Genomic DNA, 21,715 nt, shown 5'->3' on the forward strand with positions numbered 1-21,715 from the left:
GGTCGTCCCGCGCGGCAAATCCGGACACGTCGGGCATGGACTGGGTCCACGTACGATCGCGCCCATGGCGACCAGCAACGACACCTCGGCGCAGCCCGCGCCCGATCCCGACGACCCCGGTCTGAAGGCGGCCTGGCCGTTCATCGTGGCGGTCGTGATCGTGCTGCTCGTGATCGGCGGCGTGGTCGCGTCGCAGCTGTTGCGCCCCGCCGACGACCGGCTGCCCGACAACGCCGCGGTGCAGCACGCGATCAACGACTACTACACGGCGAAGAACGCCATCAACTACGCGGCGTTCCGGGACGCGACCTGCAGCCGCGTCGTCGACGGCGGGTCGTTCCCGAGCGACGAGGCCTTCCGCTCGGCGGCGCAGTCGACCCGTGACACCAAGGGCAAGATCATGGTCACGACGATCGCCGACATCGCCGTCAGCGGGACCTCGGCGACGGCCTCCATGACCTGGCGCTACGAGCAGGACCCGCGGCAGACGACGCAGTCGGTGCCGCTGGTCAAGGACGCAGACACGTGGAAGGTGTGCGGCGTCAGCGCGCCCTGACCGCGATGCCCCGTCCCCGCGAGGTCACGCGTGTCCGCCTGTGGGATTCTGGAGACCGTGAGCTACGCAGGTGATCTGTCCGTGCAGCAGGCCTGGGACGTCCTCTCCGAGGACCCCGACGCCGTCCTCGTCGACGTGCGGACCCAGGCGGAGTGGAACTATGTCGGCATCCCCGACCTGTCGTCGCTGAACAAGCGCACCGTCCTGATCGAGTGGGTCGGCTTCCCCGACGGGGCCCGCAACCCGCGCTTCACCGAGCAGCTGCGCGAGGCCGGCGTCTCCGACGAGCAGACGGTCGTGTTCCTCTGCCGCTCCGGGCAGCGGTCGATCGGTGCGGCCGAGGCCGCCACCGCCGACGGTGTGCAGAAGGCCTACAACATCGCCGAGGGCTTCGAGGGCGGACTCGACGCCGACGGACACCGCGGCGCCGTGGGGTGGAAGGCCGCCGGCCTGCCCTGGCGTCAGTCGTGATCCCGACCTGGCGTGAGCTGCCCGACGACGTCGCCGCCGACACGATCGGCGTGCGCGGCGGCCTGATGCGGTCCGGCTTCGACGAGACGTCGGAGGCCATGTTCCTCAACTCCGGCTACGTCTACGACAGTGCCTCCGCCGCGGAGCGTGCGTTCACCGGTGAGGACGAGCGCTTCGTCTACTCCCGCTACGGAAACCCGACCGTGGCCATGTTCCAGGAGCGGCTGCGACTGCTCGAGGGTGCCGAGGCGTGCTTCGCCACCGCGAGCGGCATGGCGGCCGTGTTCGTCTCCCTCGGTGCGCTTCTCGGCGCGGGTGATCGACTGGTCGCCTCCCGCAGCCTGTTCGGCTCGTGCTTCGTCGTGTGCAACGAGATCCTGCCGCGCTGGGGGGTCGAGACCGTGTTCGTCGACGGTGAGGACCTCTCGCAGTGGGAGGAGGCGCTGTCGGTGCCGACGACCGCCGTGTTCTTCGAGACGCCGTCGAACCCGATGCAGTCGTTGGTCGACGTGCGGCGCGTCTCCGAGCTCGCGCACGCCGCGGGCGCGAAGGTCGTGCTGGACAACGTCTTCGCGACCCCACTGCTGCAGCGCAGCCTCGACCTCGGTGCCGACGTGGTCGTCTACTCCGGCACCAAGCACATCGACGGCCAGGGCCGGGTGATGGGCGGCGCGGTGCTCGGGTCGAAGGAGTACATCGACGAGCCGGTGCAGAAGCTGATGCGCCACACCGGTCCGGCGATGAGCCCGTTCTCGGCGTGGACACTGCTCAAGGGCCTCGAGACGCTGCGGCTGCGGGTCGAGGCGTCGGTCGCCTCGGCGCTGCGCGTCGCGCAGTTCCTCGAGGACGACCCCCGGGTCAAGTGGGTGAAGTACCCGTTCCTGGCGTCACATCCGCAGCACGAGCTGGCCCGCTCACAGATGTCGGGTGGCGGCACCGTCGTCACGTTCGAGCTGACCGACCGCGACGGGGTGTCGGGCAAGCAGCGGGCGTTCGAGGTCCTCGACGCCCTGCGGGTCATCGACATCTCGAACAACCTCGGTGACGCGAAGTCGTTGATCACCCACCCCGCCACCACCACCCACCGTGCGATGGGTCCCGACGGCCGGGCCGCGATCGGCCTGTCCGACAGCGTCGTCCGGCTCTCTGTCGGTCTCGAGGCCATCGACGACCTCCTCGCCGACCTCGACCGGGCGCTGTAGGACGCGCACGCGCCGCATGGGAGCGACGGGGGGTGGCGCGTGCAGTCGCTGATCGACTGGCTCGTCGACGTCATCCAGACGACGCCGCCGTGGGTCGTCTACCTGGTGGTGTGGGCGCTGGTCTACTGCGAGTCGGCCGCTTTGCTGGGCCTGATCCTGCCCGGGGAGACAGCACTTCTCGCGGGAGGTGTCGCGGCAGCGGTGGGGGAGACCTCCATCGGCTGGCTGATCGCCGGCGCCTGCGTCGCGGCGATCGCCGGGGACGCGACAGGGTTCTCACTCGGCCGGTGGTCGGGGCCACGGATGATGCGCTCGCGGCTCGGGCGCAGGATCGGCGAGGAACGGTGGGACCGTGTGGCCCACGCCATCCAGACCAACGGGATCCCGACGGTGGTCGGTGCCCGATGGATCGGCTACGTCCGCACCCTCACCCCGTTCGTGGCGGGGATGTCGCGGATGGCGGTGCCGAAGTATTTGTCGGCCAACGTCGTCGGCGGGATCATCTGGGTGACGGCGGTCGGGATGATCGGCTACCTCGTCGGCGCGGCGGTCGGCGCACGACTGCTCCTGTACGGCGGCATCGTCGTCGGGGTGCTGGCGTGCCTGTGGTTCGCCGTCAGCTGGTGGCGGTCACGACACCGGGCTGATGTCACCTGACCGGACGACGGATTCGTCGGCCAGGACCCCCGGCGCGCCCAGCGCCCGGAGCACCGTCGCGAACTTCGCTGTGGTCTCGGCGAGTTCGGCGGCCGGATCGGAGTCGACAACGATGCCCCCGCCCGACCACGCCCGGAGCGACCGCCGGTCCGCGGCAACCTCGACACAGCGGATGCTGACCATCCATTCGCCGTCACCCGCGGCGTCACACCAGCCGACGGCGCCGGCGTAGAAGCCTCGCGGCCCCTCGACCTCGTCGATGATCGTCCGGGCGGCCTCGGTGGGGGTCCCGCAGATCGCGGGTGTCGGGTGCAGCAGGAGCGCGAGATCCAATGCGCTGACGTCGTTCTCGACGAGAACGCCCTCGATGGGGGACGCGAGGTGCCACATCTCACCGGTGCCGATGAGGACGGGCTCGTCGGGCACCTGCAGGTCGCGGGTGATCGGCGCCAGGGCTGCGGCGATGTGGTCGACGACATAGCGGTGCTCGCGGTGGTCCTTGCCGGAGTCGACGAGTGCCTGCCCGTTGCGGCGGTCGACCTCGGGGTCCGACGACCGCGGCGCGGAGCCCGCGTAGGGCCGACACAGGACACGGTCGCCGACCTTGCGCACCAACGACTCCGGGCTCGACCCGACGAGTGCGGCGCCGAGCTGTCGGCCACCGGCGGCGGACAGGTCGACGGCGAACGCGTTGCCCTCCGGGCTGCCTGCGGTGAAGCACCGGACGAGGTCCTCGACATCGAGTTCCCCGTCGGCCACGAGGTCGATCGCCCGCGCGACCACCACCTTGTCGGCCTCGCCCGCGGCGATCCGGTCGACGACGGCCGCGACGCGCCGGCGGTGATCGGCCGGTGACGGCACCGAACGCACCAGTCGCACAGGCGCGATGGGGGCCGCCGCGGTCGACACCGGCTCGTGGAGCGCGAGGTCGCCGGGGACGTAGAGCGCGTCCGGGGACCCCGGGGCGAAGGAGAGGGCGCCGACCACCGGTGAGCCCGACGTCGCCGCGGCGGCGGCGTCCGACGCCCGGTCGAACGCGCGCTCGGCGCGCGTCGCGCGCACCGTCCGCGACGGCCGGGAGAGGTGGAACAGCACGTGTCCACGCTACCCGCGCGGGGGTTGCGCTCACGGTGAGCGCAACCACTCCCCGTGTTGACTCCGCTCGGTGCGCTCACCCATGATCTCCGGCAGGTCATGAGTGTCAGCGTCGTGAGCCCCGGCTCGCTGACCGGCAACCCTCCTACCGCGGTGGGGTGCTCCCGGGTGACGACCCGGCCCGTCTCCACACCGGACACGGGCAAGCGCGGGGCCCCTGGTGGTCCCCGGACCCCACGGAGGAAGCATGTCCCTGCTCGCCGAGCCCGCCCTGACCGCGTCGCCTGTCGTCGACAGGCCGTACGCCAACCTCGATCACGCCGCCAGCGCCCCGGCGCTCGGAGCGGTCGTCGACGAGGTGATGCGCGTTCTGCCCGAGTACGCCAGCGTGCACCGCGGTGCGGGGCGGTACTCGCAGATCACCACTGATCGCTACGAGGCCGCCCGCACGCAGGTGGCGCGATTCGTGCGTGCCCGCCCCGACGACAGCGTCGTCTTCACCCGCAACACCACCGACGCGATCAACCTCCTGGCCGGGGTCGTCCCCGGCGAGACCGTCGTGCTCGACGTGGAACACCACGCGAACCTGCTGCCGTGGACGCGCCGTGGCCGTCGGGTGGTTCGGTGCCGCGACACCGTCGACGAGACCCTCGACGCCCTTGTCACAGAACTGCGCCGAGCGCCCGCGGCGCTGCTGGCGGTGACCGGCGCCTCGAACGTGACGGGGGAGGTGCTGCCGCTCGGCCGTCTCGCCGACCTCGCCCACGACGCCGGCGCGCGGATCCTCGTCGACGCCGCCCAACTCGCCCCGCACCGCGCGATCACCCTGGCCGGGACGGGCATCGACCACCTCGTGTTCTCCGGTCACAAGCTCTACGCGCCGTTCGGTGCCGGTGTTCTCGTCGGTCGCTCCGACTGGCTCGACGACGCGCAGCCCTACCTGGCCGGGGGTGGCGCGACCGTCGACGTCGACGGGGACAGGGTGGTCTGGCACACGGGCGCGGCCCGGCACGAGGCCGGCTCGCCCAACGTGCTCGGTGCGATCGCGATAGCGGCGGCCTGCCGCGCCCTGACCGACATCGGGTTCGACCGCATCGGCGTGCACGAACACGATCTGCGGGTGCGTCTCGACCGTGGGTTGGACGCGCTGCCCGGTGTCGAGCGTCTCGCGGTGTTCGGTGACGACGACCTGGACCGCGTGGGCATCGCCGCGTTCACCGTCGCCGGTCACAGCCCGCGGGCGGTGGCCGAACATCTCGCCGAGCGGGGCATCGGGGTCCGTGACGGTCGGTTCTGCGCCCACCCGCTGCTCGAGCGGCTCGGTCGGCGGCAGGGCGCGGTCCGCGCGTCGTTCGGCGTCGAGACCGGCGCCGACGAGATCGACCGACTGCTGGACGCCCTCGCAGAGATCTGCTGACGTCCGCTGCCCGACGAACACCCCCGGCCCCGCGGCCGGGGCTGTTTGCGTGTCATCGTCGCCGACGGCATACTTGCACCAGTCAAGCAGTTGCACGGCGAAACTCATTTCAGGCAGGAATCAGTGACGAGACTCGACCACGTCGACGAGCTGCTCGGGGTTCTGTCCCGGTACGGACGGATCCGCGAGCGCCTCGCCGTCACGAAGTTCAAGACGTCGGAGGGCATCGTGGAGACGGCCGCGTTCTCGTGCCTCTTCACCCTCGCCGACCAGCCGATGCGCTCCGGCGAGTTGGCGGAGCACCTGCTCGCGGACCCGTCGACGGTCAGCAGGCACATCGCCGCGCTGGTGCGGCTGGGGTACGTGCGACGCGAGGCGGACCCCCGCGACGGGCGCGCGACGATCCTGGTGCTCACCGAGTCCGGGCACGAGCAGGTCCGCGCGGTCCGCGAACACCGCAAGCAGGTCTTCGACGAGATGTTGGGCGACTTCACCAACGAGGAGGTCGCCGAGCTGACCCGCCTCATGGGCCGGGTGGTCGTCGCGGTGGAGGACTTCGCGGCGCGTGTCCACGACGGCGCCCACGCCACCGACACGACCGATCGCCACGGCGTGGGAATCGACGACGACCCCGCGACGGTTGGCTCCCCAGAGAACGGCGACGTGACCGACGACACCTCGGCCCGGTTCACGTCCGAGCACCGCGAGAAGGCATCACGATGAGCAACAGCACAGCTGCACCCGACGCGACGGGAGCGTCGACGCCGAGCGCCCCGACCGCGGCGCCGGCCGCCCTGACCCACCGGCAGATCCTGACGATCATGGGCGGGCTCATGATCGGCATGTTCCTCGCCGCCCTGGACCAGACGATCGTCTCCACGTCGATCCGGACGATCGCCGACGACCTGAACGGCTACTCGCTGCAGGCGTGGGTGACGACGGCGTACCTCATCACCTCGACGCTCGCGACGCCGCTCTATGGCAAGTTGTCCGACATGTACGGCCGCAAGCCGTTCTTCATGGCCGCGATCTCCATCTTCGTCGTCGGCTCGTTGCTCTGCTCGACCTCGACCTCGATGTACGAGCTGGCCGGGTTCCGCGCCCTGCAGGGCATCGGTGCCGGTGGCCTGTTCTCCCTGGCGCTCACCATCATCGGCGACATCGTCGCGCCCCGGGAGCGCGCGAAGTACCAGGGCTACTTCCTCGCCGTGTTCGGCACCTCCAGCGTCCTGGGGCCGGTGCTCGGTGGCCTCTTCGCCGGGCAGGACAGCATTTTGTTCGTCAGCGGGTGGCGCTGGGTGTTCCTGGTGAACGTCCCGATCGGTCTCATCGCGCTGGTCGTGGTGTTCCGTGTCCTCAACTACGACCGCATCCAGGGTGTGCGCCGACGCATCGACTGGTGGGGCGCCCTGGCACTGGCCGTCGGCGTGGTGCCGCTGCTCGTCGTGGCGGAGCAGGGGCGTGAGTGGGGCTGGGGTTCGGTCCGCTCCATCGTCTGTTACGCGATCGGTGTCGTCGGCGTCGCGCTGTTCGTCGGCGTCGAGAAGGCGATGGGCGAGGCCGCGATCATCCCGCTGCGGGTGTTCAAGAACCGGGTCTTCGCGCAGGGCATCGTGATCTCGATCGTCATCGGCATGGTGATGTTCGGCGCCATCTCGATCCTGCCGCAGTACTACCAGGTGCTCCGTGGCTCCAGCCCGACCATCGCCGGTCTGCAGTTGCTGCCGATGGTGCTCGGCCTGATGAGCGCGTCGATCGTCTCCGGCCAGACGATCTCGCGCACCGGTCGGTACAAGATCTTCACCCTCATCGGCGTCGTGCTGATCACCGTCATGACCTTCCTGCTGCACTACGTCAGCCCGTCGACGTCGCTCTACGTGGTCATGCTGATGACGTTCGGACTCGGCTTCGGGCTCGGCAACCTGATGCAGCCGCTGACGTTGGCGATGCAGAACGTGTTGCCCGCCAAGGACATGGGCATCTCGACGAGCTCGGCCACGTTCTTCCGTCAGATCGGTGGAACCCTGGGTGTCGCGGTGTTCTTCTCGGTCCTGTTCTCGCTCATGGGGCCGAACATCGCCGACGAGTTCCAGAAGGCCGCGCCGACCCAGTCGTTCCAGCAGGGCGTGCGCGAGGCGGTCCAGAGCTCCGACCCGACCGTCTCGGGCTTCGGTCGCAGCCTGGTGGAGGCCGCCCAGGGTGGCGGCGGTGGCGCCACCGGATCGGTCATGAACGACACCTCGGTCATCGCGAAGCTGCCCGACGCGGTCGCCGCGCCGATCAAGCAAGGCTTCTCCGGCGCGATGGACTCGGTGTTCCTCACGGTCTCGATCGTCTCGGTGATCGCCCTGGTCGCCGTCTTCACGTGGAAGGAGGTGCCGTTGCGCAAGACCTCCGGCACCCAGGCCGCGGCCGAGGACGCGATGGGCACCGGGCCCGACCCCGACGCCGCGCCCGGCGCCGACGTCACGCACGCCCGTTCCGGCGTCGCCGACGACGTCACCACCTCGGGCGAGATCGTCGATCCCGCAGCGGTTCACGGCAAGCACACGGCTCTCGCCGACGAGGGCGGCCCGGTCGTCGCCCCCGACCACGGCGGTCGGCACGAGGCCTCCGAGGCCACGACAGCCGTCGTCGACGACGATCGCCCGCACCCGAGTCGACACGAGGCCTGAGCCCCGTACGACACAGGCCCCGACCGCATCGCGCGGTCGGGGCCTGTCGTCGTGAGAGGGCTGGTGTCAGCCGCGGGAGGGGTCGTTGGCCTCGTGGGGCTGCGCGGCCTGGCGGTCGATGGCCTCCTGGGCGACCTTCTCGGCGGCCTCGCGGCCGACCCACCCGCCCGGCTGGACCTCCTTGCCGGGCTCGAGATCCTTGTAGTGCTCGAAGAAGTGGGAGATGGCGTCGAGCTCGAACTTGTCGATGTCGTCGACGTCCTGGATGTGGTCCCAGCGGACGTCACCGGCGGGCACGGCGAGCAGCTTGTCGTCGCCGCCGGCCTCGTCGGTCATGGTGTACATCGCCACGATGCGCGCCTTCACGATCACGCCCGGGTACACCGACTCGGGCAGCAGGACCATCGCGTCCAGCGGGTCGCCGTCCTCGCCGAGGGTGTTGTCGATGTAGCCGTAGTCGGCGGGGTAGCCCATCGAGGTGTACAGGTAGCGGTCGAGGTGGACCTTGCCCGTCTCGTGGTCGACCTCGTACTTGTTGCGCTGGCCCTTGGGGATCTCGATGGTGACGTCGAACTCCACGACTCGCATCCTCGCTCTCTGTGACGGTCCGTGCGGGCACCGCCGACCTTGCGTCGGCCGAGCCGCGATCGGGTCGAGGATACTGTTGGTCGCCAGGACCACGGCGGGCGGAGGAGCGCAGAGTGAACGCACGGGCAGGCCGGCGCGCGAGCGTCTGGTGGACCGTCATCCCGGTGCTCGTCCTCGTCGTCATCGCCGCGGTGGTCGCCGTCGTCGCCGTCACGGTCGACTCCGACGGTCCCGATGCGGCGGCGGACGCCCCGGCACGCCCGGCCCCCGCGTCGGTGAGCCCCGCGATCGTCCCGGTCGCGTCGAGCGCCCCCGAACCGTCGGCGGCCGGCGTCGCGGCCCAGCTGGCATCGGTCACACGGGACCCCCGCCTGGGCAGCCTCAGCGGAGAGGTCTCCGACGCGTTGACGGGCCAGACCCTGTGGTCGGTGAACCCCGGCACCCCGATGACGCCGGCGTCGACGACGAAGATCCTCACCGCCGCGGCGGCGCTGCTGACCCTCCCGCTCGACGCGACTCTGACCACCCGCGTCGTCGATGCCGGCAACGGTCGCATCGTCGTGGTGGGCGCGGGCGACCCGACGCTGTCGGCGCAGCCGGACGGCACCGACACCTTCTTCTCCGACGCCCCCCGCATCGCGGACCTGGCCGCGCAGGTCAAGCGGTCCGGGGTCGCGGTCTCGTCGATCGCGGTCGACACGAGTCTGTTCACGGGCCCCGAGTTCGCGTCGACGTGGGAGACCGCCGACATCGCCGGGGGCAGCATCGCGCCGATCCAGGCGTTCATGGCCGACTCGGCGCGTCTCGACCCGACCCAGCTGTACTCACCCCGCAGCGCGACACCGGCCCTGGCCGCCGCCGGTGACCTCGCCGGCGACCTCGGCCTGTCGACCGACGCCGTCGCGGCGGGCACGGCGCCGCAGGGGGCGCGGGTGATCGCCTCGGTGACGTCGGCGCCGTTGGAGACCCGCCTCCGCGACATGCTCGTCGACTCCGACGACGTCCTCGCCGAGACCCTCGCCATCGAGGTGGCGCGTGCGAAGAACCTGCCCGCGAGTCTCGCGGGTGCCACCACCGCGGTGACCTCCGTGCTGCGCGACGCCGGGTTCGACATGTCGCAGGTGACCCTGCGCGACACCAACGGACTGTCCGTCCAGGACCGCATCCCGGCCGGCGTGCTCGACGGTCTGCTGCGCGCGACGGCCGGCACCCAGAACCCGAAGCTGCGTCCACTGCTCGACATGCTGCCCATCGCCGGTGCCACCGGGACTCTCTCGGACCGCTTCTCGTCGGTCTCGGGTGTCGCGACCGCGGCCGGCTGGGTGAAGGCCAAGACCGGGACCCTGACGGGCGTCAGCGGGCTGGCGGGGATCGTGCAGACGCGACAGAACCGGGTCCTGACGTTCGCACTGCTCTCGAGCGGCACCAACCCGGCCGACGCGCGACCGGCGCTCGACGCCGTCGCGGTCCGCCTGCGTGACTGCGGGTGCCGGTGAGCGGCGAGGACCGGGACCTGCCCGGTGCGCGCATCGACTGGTCGCTCGCGGCCGGGGTGGGGCGGCGCCTGACGCGACCGGGGCCGCGGACCACCGGGTACACGCTCACCACCGCCCGCGAGGAGCTCACGACCCTCGCCGCGCGGGCGGAGGGGCCGGTCCGGGAGACCACCGGTCTCGCCGACGGGCTGCCCGTCCCGACGGCGTCCGTGCTGGACCGTCCGGAGTGGATCGACGCCGCCGCCCGGTCGATGTCGGCGATGCTCGGCGGCGGCACCGCGACGTCACCCGGGATCGCCGGACGCGTCGGCGGGATCCAGGCCGGCGGGCTGCTGGCGCTGCTCTCCGGCGCGATCCTGGGCCAGTACGACCCGTTCTCCCCCGACCCCGCGACCGGTGCCGACGGCGTGCTGATGTTGGTGACCCCCAACATCATCGCCGTCGAGCGGTCGCTGAAGGTCGTGCCGTCGGACTTCCGGTTCTGGGTCTGTCTGCACGAGGTCACCCACCGGGTGCAGTTCTCGGCGAACCCGTGGCTGCGGTCCTACATGCTCGACAACATCGCCACGATCAGCACCGAGAACGACGAGTCGGGGGCGGAGCTCGCGGCCCGTGTCGTCGGCGTGCTCCGGTCGGACAAGCCCCGCGAGAAGGGTGTCCTCGGCGCGATGCAGCTCCTGCAGACGCCCGAGCAGTACGAGGCCTTCACCCGACTGATGATGCTCGGCACCCTGCTAGAGGGCCATGCCGATCACGTGATGGACGCCGTCGGACCCCTGCACGTCCCCACCGTCGACCGCATCCGCTCCGCGTTCGACCAGCGGCGGCAACGCAAGCAGAACCCGCTGCAGCGCGTGCTGCGGGCTCTGATCGGCATGGACGCCAAGCTGGCGCAGTACATCCGGGGCAAGGCGTTCGTCGACGAGGTGGTCGCGACCGTGGGCATGGCCCGGTTCAACGCGGTCTGGACGGGGCCGGACACGCTGCCTCGTCCCGAGGAGATCGACACACCCCGCCGCTGGGTCGACCGGGTCCTCTGACGGTGGGCGCCGCACTCGACGCGATCGGACGTGCGGTGTCGGGACTGCTCGCACGGGAGTCGCTCGGCGACGACGTCTGCGTGGCGCTCTCCGGTGGACCGGACTCCACCGCGCTGCTGCTCGGTGCGCGGCACGTCGGCCTGACCGTCACCGCACTCGTCGTCGACCACGGGATGCAGGACGGGTCCGCGGAGGTGGCGCGGTCGGCGGCACGCACGGCGGTCGACCTCGGGGCGCAGGCGCAGGTGATGACGGTGGACGTGGACGGCCCGGGTGGTCCGGAGGCGGCGGCGCGGCGCGCGCGGTACGCCGCGTTGGACGAGGCGCGGGTGGGTCGGCCCGTGCTGCTGGGCCACACCCTCGACGACCAGGCGGAGACGGTGCTGGTGGGACTCGCCCGGGGATCAGGCCCGCGGTCGATCGCGGGCATGGTCGCCTGGGACGAGCCGTGGGGCCGCCCGCTGTTGGCGACGCGGCGCGCCACGACCGTCGCCGCGTGTGCGGAGGCCGGTCTGACGCCGTGGGCCGACCCGCACAACGACGACCCGCGATTCCTGCGCTCGCGGGTGCGGGCGGAGCTCGTGCCGGTCATGCAGACGGTCCTCGGCGCGGCGGTCGTCCCCGCACTGGCCCGCACGGCCGACCTCGTCCGCGACGATCTCGACGCCCTCGACGCGGTCGCCGCCGCGGCATCCGAGACGGTCGTCGTCGACGGCGCAGTGGTGCGCAGCGAGCTGGTCGCGCTGCCGCGGGCGATCCGACGGCGGGTGCTGCGACGGTGGTTGATCGACGGCGGGGCGAGCGAGGTGACCGCGCCGCTGCTCGCCGCGGTGGACGACCTCGCAGACGACACCGCCCACGGCGCGGTGGCCGTGGGCGGTGATGTCGACGTCCGCGTGAACGCGGTCGCCGACGGGGGACTGCTGCGCCTGCGTCGGGACCGTCGCTGACGGTCCCGACGTCAGATCACTTCTTCGGCGGGACGAACGGCGAGTTGATCGTGCTGAAGTACTGCTGCACGTTGCCGATCAGCGTCGGCCCGCCGGCGGCGATGGTGCCGACCACGCCTCCGAAACCGGCGCCGGTGATCACGCCCGGGACGCAGCCGACCGCGGGGAGGACGACACCGCCGATGACACAACCCGCGACCGCACCGACGACCGTGCCGACCAGTCCGCCGATGGACACAGCGGTACCGACGTTCGCGCCGAGCGTGTTCAGGGCGTCCTGGTCGCGCTCCTGCTTCGTCGCCGGCGCGTCGACGAGGACCTTGCCCGGCACCTCCGGCGTCAGGGTCGCGGTCCGCCCTTCGGCCGACGCCTTGATCGGCAGCGCCACATCGTCGAGCTTGTAGGTCAGCGGGAGCGCGACTGCGGTCTTGCCCTTCGTGTCGACGAACTGCAGTTGGTTGTTCGCGGTGCGGACAGACCCGGCGTTCGTGTTGACCACGACCGACTTGCCCTGCACGGAGGCGTTGTAGTTGATCTTCTCGGCAGGTGCCGCGTTCGCGGGTGCCCCGGCGACGACGCCCGCGACGCAGGCGAGGGAGACGCCCGCGGAGACGAGAGCGGTTCTGAACTTCATCGGTCGATCCATTTCGTGGTTGGTGCTGTCCCGAGACCAGCGCCCGCCCCCCACTGTCGGCTGTTCGGCCGACACTGAATCTCGCGAACATGTTTGGCGTGCGCCATCATTCGTGTCGATTCCGTGCATGCGTCCGGGTGTGGACCAGAAGATATTAACGTCACCAAATCCGGAAATGGAAACGAACGATGAAAAGAATCCGTGATCCGCCCGAAATCGTCGCGTGATCGGAGGACGCCCCGCGAGCCCGCGCCGACGGGCGACGTGACAAGGTTGTCCTCGCAGGCGAGGTGGTCGGCGAAAGGCGAGACAGGTGGCCGTTCCGGGAGATCCCTACGGCGACGACATCGAGGCGGTCGTCGTGTCCGAGGACCAGATCAGGCAGCGCACGGCGGAGCTGGCCGATGCGATCGCCGCGCGCTACGCCGACATCCCGGACGACCTCGTCCTCATCGGGGTCCTCAAGGGCGCGATCATGTTCATGACCGACTTCGCGCGGGCGCTGCCGATCCCGTCGCAGATGGAGTTCATGGCTGTCAGTTCCTACGGGTCCTCCACGTCGTCGTCGGGCGTCGTGCGCATCCTCAAGGACCTCGACCGCGACATCGCCGGACGGGACGTGCTGATCGTCGAGGACATCGTCGACTCCGGGCTCACCCTCTCCTGGCTTCTCAAGAACCTCCGGTCGCGGCAGCCGCGGTCACTGGAGGTGTGCACGCTGCTGCGCAAGCCCGACGCCGTCCGTCGTGACGTCGACATCGCCGAGGTCGGCTTCGACATCCCGAACGAGTTCGTCGTCGGCTACGGCCTCGACTACGCCGAGCGCTACCGCGACCTGCCCTACATCGGCCGGTTGAACCCCCAGGTCTACGCGCAGTGACCGAGACCGCGGTCGAGATCGCCGCGGACGTCGCCGCGGGTCGTCGGACGCCGCGCGATGTCGTCGACGCCGCCCTGGCGCGCATCGCCGAGCGCGACGGCTCGATCAACGCGTTCGTGCGGGTGCGGGATGACGCCGCTCGGGCCGAGGCCGACGCACTGGCCGGTCGCGACCTCTCCGGTCTGCCGCTCGCGGGCGTCCCGATCGCGATCAAGGACAACGTGCCGGTCGCAGGGGAACCGCAGCGGATCGGCTCGCGGGCGACGTCCGACCGCCCGTCGGCGGAGGACCACGCGATGGTCGCCCGCCTGCGCGCGGCAGGTGCGGTCGTCGTCGGGCTGACCGCGGTGCCGGAGCTGTGCCTGTGGGGTGCCACCGACGTCCCCGGTCGCGTGACGCGCAACCCGTGGAACCCGTCGCTGACCCCTGGCGGGTCGTCGGGCGGCGCGGCCGCAGCGGTCGCGAGCGGCCAGGTCGTCGTCGCGCACGGCAACGACGGCCTCGGGTCCATCCGGATCCCCTCCGCCGACTGCGGACTGTTCGGCATCAAGCCCGGTTCCGGCGTGGTCCCGCCGCAGACCACCGGCAACGGCTGGTACGGGATGTCGGAGAACGGTCCGTTGGCGACCACCGTCGCCGACGCCGCGCTGACGCTGGGGGTCATGGCCGACCGCCCCGATCTGACCGCCGCGGGCCGGGACACGGATCACGCGCCTGTCGGTGTCGTCGTGGCGGAGAACTTCCCGCTCGCGGTCGGGTCGACGGACCCGCACTGGGCCGGTGCGCTGTCCGAGGCGTCGAGGGTGCTCACCGAGATCGGCCACCGCGTGACGGCCTCGCCCCTGCCCTATCCGACGAACCCGGCCCCGTTGCTGCTGCGGTGGGTCGGGGGTGCCGCCGCCGACGCCGACGAGATCGGTTCGCAGGGCGGGGATCTGGCTCGACTGCAGCGCCGGTCGAAGGTGCACACGGCCATCGGTCGCGTGGTGAACAGACGCGGGCTGGTCCGCGACGAGCAGCGGACCGCGATCGTCGCCCGCGTCGAGGATTACCTCGACCGGGCCGGCAGCGATCTGATCATGACGCCGATGCTCGCGCGCCCGCCGATCCGGGCGCAGGAGTGGAACCGTCGCGGATGGCTTCCGAACATGTACGCCAACATCGGGTACGCGCCGTTCGCGGGGCTGGTGAACCTGCTCCACTGGCCGGCGATGTCGGTGCCGATGGGCGTGCACCCCGCCTCGGGGACGCCGATGGCGGTCCACCTGTTCGGACGCCCCGGGTCGGAGACGACGTTGCTGGCGGTCGCGGCGCAGATGGAACAGGCTCGTCCCTGGGCGCGCGTGGCGCCCGCCTACGCGTGACCGGGCCCTGCGACCCGTTCGACCCGGATGCCCGCGCAGCGGTGTACCGGGCGATCGAGAGTCGCCGTGACACGCGGCATTTCGCCGGGGGAGAGGTCCCCGAGGACGTGCTCGCCCGCGTGATGGGCGCTGCGCACCACGCGCCGAGTGTGGGGTTGATGCAGCCGTGGCGTTTCCTCCGCATCGTCGATCCCGCTGTGCGACAAGAGATCCGCGACGTCGTCGAGGCGGAGCGCCTGCGGACAGCCGCCGCGCTCGGGGACCGGGGCGAGGAGTTCGGGCGTCTCAAGGTCGAGGGCATCACGGAATGTGCCGAGGTGATCGTCGTGGCCTTGGGGACCGGTCGGGACGCACACGTGTTCGGTCGACGGACGATGCCGCAGATGGACCTCGCCTCCGTCGCCTGCGCCATCCAGAACATGTGGCTCGCGGCCCGCGCCGAGGGGTACGGGATGGGGTGGGTGTCGATGTTCGACCCCGCGGAACTCGCTGCGCTGCTGAACATCCCGGAAGCAGCCGAGCCGGTCGCGGTCCTCTGCCTGGGTCCGGTCGACCGGTTCTACGAACGGCCGATGCTGGTCGAGACGGGGTGGACCGTGGAGCGTCCGCTCTCCGACCTCTGCGCCACCGATCGCTGGCCCGACTGACCTTCCCCGAGCGGGCACCAGACCCGCCGAGCGTGCACCAGACCCCGCTGAGCGTGCGGAAAAGCCCGCCGAGCGTGCGGAAAACGACCGCCGAGCGTGCGGAAAGCGACCGTCGAGTGTGCGCTCAGACCTCGGGGATCGACTGCAGCGCAGCGATGTAGCGGTCCGCCGACCGCTGGACCGCGCTCCACGCGTCGTCGACCTGCTGGTCCCAGAAGGCGCTGTGCAGCACGTCGAAGTCCAGTCCGGCGAGGATGCCGGCGATGCGGCGCACCTCGTCAGCGGGCAGCGGCACCATGTTCGGGTAGCTCCACATGAAGGAGACCCAGCGACGGTCGGCCGCCGCGAGGGGCAGGTCGCCGGTGAGCAGCGCGGCCCGACGACCGTCGACGGCCGGCACGTGCAGCGCGGACGCCCCCGGGAAGTGTCCGCCGAGGCGGTGCACCGACAGCCCGTGGTCGAGCGCGAGCGTGTCCCCGTCCCAGAACGAGATCGCCGGATCCGGCCGCATCACCCAGGGCTCGTCGACGCGGGGAAGGTGGATCGGGCAGTCGAATCGGTGCGCCCAGTCGACCATCGTCGACCAGTAGTGCGGATGCGAGATCACGATGCCCGCGAGCCCGCCGCGTGCCTCGATCTCCTCGACGAGCGCGTCGTCGAGGAGGGCGACACAGTCCCAGAGCAGGTTGCTGTCGCCGTAGGGCACGAGCAGCGCGCGCTGTCCGATCCCGATGTGCCCGTCGGAGCCGACACCCAGGAAGTCGCCCTGCGGCCGCGTCACCGACCGGTTCTCGCGTCGGAGTTCGTCGAGCGACGTCCACCTCTGGCCGCCGTGCCCGACGTACTGCCGCGGATCGGAGCAGATCGGGCACGAGGCGGGCGGGTCGTCGACGGGGACGTCGAACTGGACCGCGCACGTCGCGCAGATCGCGAGGTCACTCACCGGCAACCGCCCAACCGACGTCCGGAACCGCCCAACCGACGTTCGGAACCGCCCACTCGACGGGTCAGGAGTCCTGGGCGTCGAGCTTGTCGGCGACGTCCTGCGGGAAGCCGCCGGTCGCGATCGGACCCCAGCGGGTGGGCGTGACCCGGATCAACGACTTGTCCTGCGTCGCCATCGCGGCGCGGTACTCGTCCCAGTCGGGGTGCTCACCCGAGATGGACCGGAAGTACTCGACGAGCCCGTCGGTCGACTCCGGCTGGTGCAGCACCTCGGCGGTCCCGTCGACCTGCACCCACGCGCCGTCGAAATCGTCGGAGAGCACGCAGATCGACACCTCCGGCCGGGCCTGCGCGTTCTTCGTCTTCGCGCGGCCCGGATAGGTCGAGATGACGATCCGTCCCTCGCCGTCGACACCGCCGGTCACCGGCGAGACCTGCGGCGACCCGTTCGAACGGGTGGTCACCAGGATGAGGTGATGTCGTGTTCGCACGAAGTCGAGAAGTTCGTCGAGCCCGACGCGGTCTGTGGTCGCGATGTTCCTCGCCATGTGCCCAGCGTAGGCCGCGTCACACCCTGTGGAGCGTGCCTGCGGGAACGCCCGACGGCGCTCGGGCGTTCACGGGTAGCCTGACCGAACAGGTGTACCCACAACGAAGGGACGCGCCGGCGCCGACCGGGACGTGTGATGAATCGAAAGACTGTTTTCCGCAACCTCGCCATCGTGGCCGTCATCGTGCTCGCCATCTGGGGATGGACGGTGCTGCGCGACGGCAACCGCGAGTACAAGAGTGTGGACACGTCGGTCGCCCTCACCCAGCTGAACACCAAGAACGTGAACAGCGTGCAGATCGACGACCGGGAACAGGCGCTGCGCCTCGAGCTGAAGAACCCGGTCGACGGCACCACCAAGATCACGTCGAAGTACCCGGCGCGCGCGTCGGAGTTCGTGTTCACCTCGGTCCGCGACTCGGGTGCGACGTACCAGACCAACGTCACGCAGGAATCCGTCTTCTGGCAGATCCTGATCTTCGTCCTGCCGATGCTGATCCTGTTCGGCCTCTTCTTCTTCGTCATGAGCCGCATGCAGGGCGGTGGTCGCGGCGGCGTCATGGGCTTCGGCAAGTCCAAGGCCAAGCAGCTGTCGAAGGACATGCCCAAGACCACGTTCGCCGACGTCGCCGGCGCCGACGAGGCGGTCGAGGAGCTCTACGAGATCAAGGACTTCCTGCAGAACCCGGCGCGGTACCAGGCGCTGGGCGCGAAGATCCCGCGCGGCGTCCTGCTCTACGGCCCTCCCGGCACCGGCAAGACCTTGCTCGCCCGGGCCGTCGCCGGTGAGGCGGGCGTCCCGTTCTTCACCATCTCCGGGTCGGACTTCGTCGAGATGTTCGTCGGTGTCGGCGCCTCGCGTGTGCGCGACCTCTTCGAGCAGGCCAAGAACAACAGCCCGTGCATCATCTTCGTCGACGAGATCGACGCCGTCGGACGTCAGCGCGGTGCCGGCCTCGGCGGCGGTCACGACGAGCGCGAGCAGACGCTGAACCAGCTCCTCGTCGAGATGGACGGCTTCGGCGAGCGGTCGGGGGTCATCCTCATCGCCGCGACGAACCGCCCCGACATCCTCGACCCGGCGCTGCTGCGGCCCGGCCGTTTCGACCGGCAGATCCCCGTCGGCAACCCCGACATGGCCGGCCGTCGCGCCATCCTGCGGGTGCATGCGCAGGGCAAGCCGCTGGCCCCCGACGCCGACCTGGACGGGCTCGCGAAGCGCACGCCGGGCATGTCCGGTGCCGACCTGTCCAACGTCATCAACGAGGCCGCCCTGCTGACCGCTCGCGAGAACAAGCAGGTCATCTCGGCGGAGTCGCTGGAGGAGGCCGTCGACCGCGTGATCGGCGGTCCGCGCCGCAAGAGCCGCATCATCAGCGAGCACGAGAAGAAGGTCGTCGCCTACCACGAGGGCGGTCACACGCTCGCCGCGTGGGCGATGCCCGACCTCGACCCGATCTACAAGGTCACCATCCTCGCCCGTGGGCGGACCGGCGGTCACGCGCTGGCCGTGCCCGAGCAGGACAAGGACCTGATGACTCGGTCGGAGATGATCGCTCGTCTCGTCATGGCGATGGGCGGCCGTGCCGCCGAGGAGCTCGTCTTCCACGAGCCGACCACCGGCGCGTCGTCGGACATCGACCAGGCGACCAAGATCGCCCGCGCGATGGTCACCGAGTACGGCATGAGCGCGAAGCTCGGCGCCGTTCGCTACGGCCAGGAGCAGGGCGACCCGTTCCTGGGCCGCTCGATGGGCACGCACAGCGACTACTCCGCCGAGGTCGCGTCGGAGATCGACGACGAGGTCCGTCGCCTCATCGAGGCCGCGCACACCGAGGCCTGGGCGATCCTGTCGGAGTACCGCGACACCCTCGACGAGCTGGCCACCCAGCTCCTCGAGCGCGAGACCCTGACCCGCAAGGACCTGGAGAAGATCTTCTCCGGCGTCGAGAAGCGTCCGCGCATCACCACGTTCAACGACTTCGGTGACCGCACGCCCAGCGACAAGCCCCCGGTGAAGACGCCGAAGGAACTCGCCACCGAGCGCGGCGAGCCGTGGCCCCCGGAGCCCGCACCGGACCTCCGCAAGGAGCCCGTCGGCGCACCGGGTGGGTACGGCCAGAACGGTCACGGGTCCGACGGCCACGGCCAGAACGGTTACGGCCAGGGCCAGAGCGGGTACGGCCAGAACGGCTACGGCCAGGGTCAGAACGGGTACGGCCAGAACGGCTACGGCCAGGGTCAGAACGGCCACGGCCAGAACGGCGGCCCCGGATCGAACGGGGGCTACGGCCAGGGCGGTCCGTCCTACGGCCAGCCGACGCCGCCCGGTCGCGGCGACGACTACCCCGGCTACCCGCAGGGCTACCCGGCCCCCGGCTACGGGGGCCCCGGCTACGGGAACCCGGGCCATCAACCGACGCCGCAGCCCGTGCCGCGCGACCAGGACCCGTCGGGTCACAACCGCCCCAGCGGCCCGGACTACGGGGCCCCGGAGGGGTGGTCCGCCCCGGGGTGGCCGCCCCGCGACGGTGAGCAGCGCCCCCCGAACGGCACCCCTCCGTCACGCTGGTGACACCCCGCCGACCCCTCACCGGGGACGGCAGCACCTCCACGCCATCCTCGAGAAATGGGTAGGCAGCCGCCATGACCGACACCACCGAAGCACCGACCTTCACGTCCGGGTTCGACCAGCCGCGCGCCGAGGCCGCGGTCCGGGAGCTGCTCCTCGCGATGGGCGAGGACCCCGATCGCGACGGGCTGCAGGACACCCCTGCACGGGTCGCGCGGGCCTACAAGGAGATGTTCGCCGGCCTCTGGGTCGACCCCGACGAGGTCCTCGCGACCACCTTCGACGTCGGCCACGACGAGCTCGTGCTGGTCAAGGACATCCCGATGTACTCCACGTGCGAGCACCATCTCGTGTCGTTCCACGGCGTGGCGCACGTCGGGTACATCCCGGGCACCACGGGCCAGGTGACGGGGCTGTCGAAGCTGGCGCGTGTGGTCGATCTGTACGCGAAGCGTCCGCAGGTCCAGGAACGTCTCACCACGCAGATCGCCGACGCGCTGGTCCGCAAACTCGATCCGCGCGGGGTGATCGTCGTCATCGAGGCCGAGCACCTGTGCATGGCGATGCGCGGCATCCGCAAGCCCGGCGCGAGCACCACCACCTCAGCGGTGCGCGGGATCTTCAAGACGAACGCGATCAGCCGCGGTGAGGCGCTCGAGCTCATCGCGCGACGGACCTGACGTCCGTTCTCACGCCGCCCACGCATACCGTGGACGGCGTGTCCCCCGCGGTCGACCTGACGCCCGGCACCCGCACCCGTGTGGTGGGGGTCCTCAACGTGACGGCCGACTCCTTCTCCGACGGCGGCCTGTACCTCGACCCCGATCGTGCAGTCGAGCACGGGGTGCTGCTCGCCCGCCAGGGCGCCGACCTCGTCGACGTGGGCGGTGAGTCCACGCGCCCGGGCGCGACGCGCGTCGAGCCCGACGTCGAACGCGACCGCGTCGTCCCGGTGATCCGCGCTCTCGCCGACGAGGGCGTCGCGGTGTCCGTCGACACGATGCGTGCGTCGGTGGCCGCCGCGGCCGTCGAGGCCGGGGCCGCGGTCATCAACGACGTGTCCGGCGGCCGCGCCGACCCCGACATGGCGCGCGTCGCGGCCGAGACCGGCGTCCCCTGGATCCTCATGCACTGGCGCCCCACCGTCGACGACTCCGGCGTCACCCGCTTCGCCCACCGCGTCGACGACGTCGGCGGATACCGCGACGTCGTCGCCCAGGTCAGTGCCGAGCTGCTCGCCCAGGTCGATGCGGCCGTCGCGGCCGGTGTGAGCCCCGACCGCCTCGTGCTGGACCCCGGGCTGGGATTCGCCAAGGCCGCGGCGCACAACTGGGCGCTGCTGCACGCGTTGCCGACCCTCGTCGGACTGGGCTACCCGATCCTGGTCGGCGCGTCACGCAAGCGGTTCCTCGGTGCGCTGCTCGGCGGTGCCGACGACCCCCGACCGCCCGACGGCCGCGAGGTCGCCACCGCCGCGGTCACCGCCCTGTCCGCCGCGCATGGTGCGTGGGGCGTGCGCGTGCACGACGTCGTCGCCGGTCGCGACGCCGTCGCCGTCGCCGCGGCCTGGACCACGGGCGGGAGAAGGGGTTCCGTCGATGGCTGACCGCATCGAGCTGCGGGGCCTGGTGGTCCGGGGCAATCACGGCGTCTTCGACCACGAGAAGCGGGACGGACAGGACTTCGTCATCGACCTCGTGCTGTGGCTCGACCTCAGTGCCGCCGCGGCCTCCGACGACCTGGCCCAGACCGTCCACTACGGCGAACTGGCGCAGCGCGCCCACGACATCGTCGCCGGACCGTCGCGCGACCTCATCGAGACGGTCGGGGCCGAGATCGCCGACGACATCATGACCGACGATCGCGTGGCCGCCTGCGAGGTGACCGTCCACAAACCGTCCGCGCCGATCCCGTTGACCTTCGCCGACGTGGCCGTCGTGACGCGACGGTCGCGCAAGTCCGGGCGGCCGCAGTGA

Annotated in this window: 22 protein-coding genes and 1 riboswitch; of the genes, 17 read left to right on the forward strand and 5 right to left on the reverse strand. The window is 71.0% G+C overall.

The annotated features are described in order from the left end of the window. Positions 1-64 precede the first annotated feature (64 nt). Genes LX12_RS14220 through LX12_RS14235 form a run of 4 tightly spaced genes read left to right on the forward strand, consistent with a single transcriptional unit; the run spans position 65 to position 2,886 of the window. Entirely contained in the window at positions 65-556 is a 492-nt protein-coding gene (locus LX12_RS14220) for an Rv0361 family membrane protein (protein WP_253655238.1), read from the forward strand. A gap of 57 nt (positions 557-613) precedes the next feature. Beyond that, positions 614-1,027 (forward strand): rhodanese-like domain-containing protein, encoded by a 414-nt coding sequence (locus LX12_RS14225; protein ID WP_253655239.1) that lies wholly within the window; start codon positions 614-616, stop codon positions 1,025-1,027. Beyond that, positions 1,024-2,229, forward strand: coding sequence for an O-succinylhomoserine sulfhydrylase (locus LX12_RS14230; protein WP_372505026.1), 1,206 nt, complete (start codon positions 1,024-1,026; stop codon positions 2,227-2,229). The genes LX12_RS14225 and LX12_RS14230 overlap by 4 nt, the downstream gene beginning before the upstream one ends. Before the next feature lie 39 nt (positions 2,230-2,268). Beyond that, a complete protein-coding gene (locus LX12_RS14235) occupies positions 2,269-2,886 on the forward strand; it encodes a DedA family protein (RefSeq protein WP_253655240.1) in 618 nt (205 codons plus the stop codon). On the opposite strand, the gene LX12_RS14240 is transcribed toward LX12_RS14235, so the two are convergent. Further along, entirely contained in the window at positions 2,860-3,981 is a 1,122-nt protein-coding gene (locus LX12_RS14240) for an isochorismate synthase (RefSeq protein WP_253655241.1), read from the reverse strand. The genes LX12_RS14235 and LX12_RS14240 overlap by 27 nt on opposite strands. Before the next feature lie 95 nt (positions 3,982-4,076). After that, positions 4,077-4,196: riboswitch (SAM riboswitch) on the forward strand. Positions 4,197-4,228: 32 nt separating this feature from the next. Between LX12_RS14240 and LX12_RS14245 the strand changes: the two genes are divergently transcribed. From LX12_RS14245 to LX12_RS14255, 3 genes are all read left to right on the forward strand, one after another. Beyond that, complete coding sequence (locus tag LX12_RS14245) at positions 4,229-5,398, forward strand: aminotransferase class V-fold PLP-dependent enzyme (RefSeq protein WP_253655242.1); 1,170 nt, start codon at positions 4,229-4,231, stop codon at positions 5,396-5,398. A 123-nt stretch (positions 5,399-5,521) separates the two neighbouring features. Continuing rightward, positions 5,522-6,121: a MarR family winged helix-turn-helix transcriptional regulator gene (locus LX12_RS14250; protein ID WP_253655243.1), complete on the forward strand. Its 600-nt coding sequence runs from the start codon at positions 5,522-5,524 to the stop codon at positions 6,119-6,121. Further along, positions 6,118-8,073, forward strand: a complete 1,956-nt coding sequence (locus tag LX12_RS14255; protein ID WP_372505027.1) for an MDR family MFS transporter — start codon at positions 6,118-6,120, stop codon at positions 8,071-8,073. The genes LX12_RS14250 and LX12_RS14255 overlap by 4 nt, the downstream gene beginning before the upstream one ends. Before the next feature lie 66 nt (positions 8,074-8,139). Here the strand turns inward: LX12_RS14255 and LX12_RS14260 are convergent, their stop codons facing one another. Then, complete coding sequence (locus LX12_RS14260) at positions 8,140-8,652, reverse strand: inorganic diphosphatase (RefSeq protein ID WP_253655538.1); 513 nt, start codon at positions 8,650-8,652, stop codon at positions 8,140-8,142. Positions 8,653-8,774: 122 nt separating this feature from the next. On the opposite strand from LX12_RS14260, the gene dacB reads away from it, so the two are divergent. The 3 genes from dacB to tilS are packed head-to-tail and all read left to right on the forward strand — an operon-like array spanning position 8,775 to position 12,147. Next, the gene (gene dacB, locus LX12_RS14265; protein ID WP_253655244.1) at positions 8,775-10,157 is read left to right on the forward strand and encodes a D-alanyl-D-alanine carboxypeptidase/D-alanyl-D-alanine endopeptidase; all 1,383 of its coding nucleotides are present in this window, start codon (positions 8,775-8,777) and stop codon (positions 10,155-10,157) included. Beyond that, positions 10,148-11,197, forward strand: coding sequence for an Rv3626c family coenzyme F420 biosynthesis-associated protein (locus LX12_RS14270; RefSeq protein WP_372505028.1), 1,050 nt, complete (start codon positions 10,148-10,150; stop codon positions 11,195-11,197). The genes dacB and LX12_RS14270 overlap by 10 nt, the downstream gene beginning before the upstream one ends. After that, the gene (gene tilS / locus LX12_RS14275) at positions 11,194-12,147 is read left to right on the forward strand and encodes a tRNA lysidine(34) synthetase TilS (protein ID WP_301284648.1); all 954 of its coding nucleotides are present in this window, start codon (positions 11,194-11,196) and stop codon (positions 12,145-12,147) included. Before LX12_RS14270 ends, tilS begins: the two co-directional genes overlap by 4 nt. Positions 12,148-12,163: 16 nt before the next feature. Here the strand turns inward: tilS and LX12_RS14280 are convergent, their stop codons facing one another. Beyond that, positions 12,164-12,781 (reverse strand): DUF8020 domain-containing protein, encoded by a 618-nt coding sequence (locus LX12_RS14280; protein WP_253655247.1) that lies wholly within the window; start codon positions 12,779-12,781, stop codon positions 12,164-12,166. Positions 12,782-13,094: 313 nt separating this feature from the next. Here LX12_RS14280 and hpt point away from each other — a divergent pair, with 313 nt between their 5' ends. From hpt to bluB, 3 genes are read left to right on the forward strand one after another with little or no spacing between them, the layout of a single operon-like run. Next, complete coding sequence (gene hpt, locus LX12_RS14285) at positions 13,095-13,661, forward strand: hypoxanthine phosphoribosyltransferase (RefSeq protein WP_253655248.1); 567 nt, start codon at positions 13,095-13,097, stop codon at positions 13,659-13,661. Continuing rightward, the gene (locus LX12_RS14290) at positions 13,658-15,025 is read left to right on the forward strand and encodes an amidase (protein ID WP_253655249.1); all 1,368 of its coding nucleotides are present in this window, start codon (positions 13,658-13,660) and stop codon (positions 15,023-15,025) included. Before hpt ends, LX12_RS14290 begins: the two co-directional genes overlap by 4 nt. Then, entirely contained in the window at positions 15,022-15,672 is a 651-nt protein-coding gene (bluB, locus tag LX12_RS14295; protein ID WP_253655250.1) for a 5,6-dimethylbenzimidazole synthase, read from the forward strand. Before LX12_RS14290 ends, bluB begins: the two co-directional genes overlap by 4 nt. 124 nt (positions 15,673-15,796) lie before the next feature. Here the strand turns inward: bluB and LX12_RS14300 are convergent, their stop codons facing one another. Both LX12_RS14300 and LX12_RS14305 read right to left on the reverse strand, forming a co-directional pair. Beyond that, positions 15,797-16,615 carry an MBL fold metallo-hydrolase gene (locus tag LX12_RS14300; RefSeq protein ID WP_253655251.1) on the reverse strand — a complete coding sequence of 273 codons (819 nt, stop codon included), beginning with the start codon at positions 16,613-16,615 and terminating at the stop codon, positions 15,797-15,799. Positions 16,616-16,679: 64 nt separating this feature from the next. Next, the gene (locus LX12_RS14305; RefSeq protein WP_253655252.1) at positions 16,680-17,165 is read right to left on the reverse strand and encodes a PPOX class F420-dependent oxidoreductase; all 486 of its coding nucleotides are present in this window, start codon (positions 17,163-17,165) and stop codon (positions 16,680-16,682) included. A gap of 138 nt (positions 17,166-17,303) precedes the next feature. Here LX12_RS14305 and ftsH point away from each other — a divergent pair, with 138 nt between their 5' ends. The 4 genes from ftsH (at position 17,304) to folB (ending at position 21,715) form a co-directional block, all read left to right on the forward strand. Further along, complete coding sequence (gene ftsH / locus LX12_RS14310) at positions 17,304-19,742, forward strand: ATP-dependent zinc metalloprotease FtsH (protein ID WP_253655253.1); 2,439 nt, start codon at positions 17,304-17,306, stop codon at positions 19,740-19,742. Between the two features lie 71 nt (positions 19,743-19,813). Continuing rightward, positions 19,814-20,419, forward strand: a complete 606-nt coding sequence (gene folE / locus LX12_RS14315) for a GTP cyclohydrolase I FolE (RefSeq protein WP_253655254.1) — start codon at positions 19,814-19,816, stop codon at positions 20,417-20,419. 38 nt (positions 20,420-20,457) lie between these two features. Then, positions 20,458-21,345 carry a dihydropteroate synthase gene (gene folP / locus LX12_RS14320; protein ID WP_443741621.1) on the forward strand — a complete coding sequence of 296 codons (888 nt, stop codon included), beginning with the start codon at positions 20,458-20,460 and terminating at the stop codon, positions 21,343-21,345. Continuing rightward, positions 21,338-21,715: a dihydroneopterin aldolase gene (gene folB / locus LX12_RS14325; protein ID WP_253655255.1), complete on the forward strand. Its 378-nt coding sequence runs from the start codon at positions 21,338-21,340 to the stop codon at positions 21,713-21,715. Before folP ends, folB begins: the two co-directional genes overlap by 8 nt.

It is taken from the genome of Williamsia serinedens (assembly GCF_024171725.1).
GTDB lineage: Bacteria > Actinomycetota > Actinomycetes > Mycobacteriales > Mycobacteriaceae > Williamsia_A > Williamsia_A serinedens.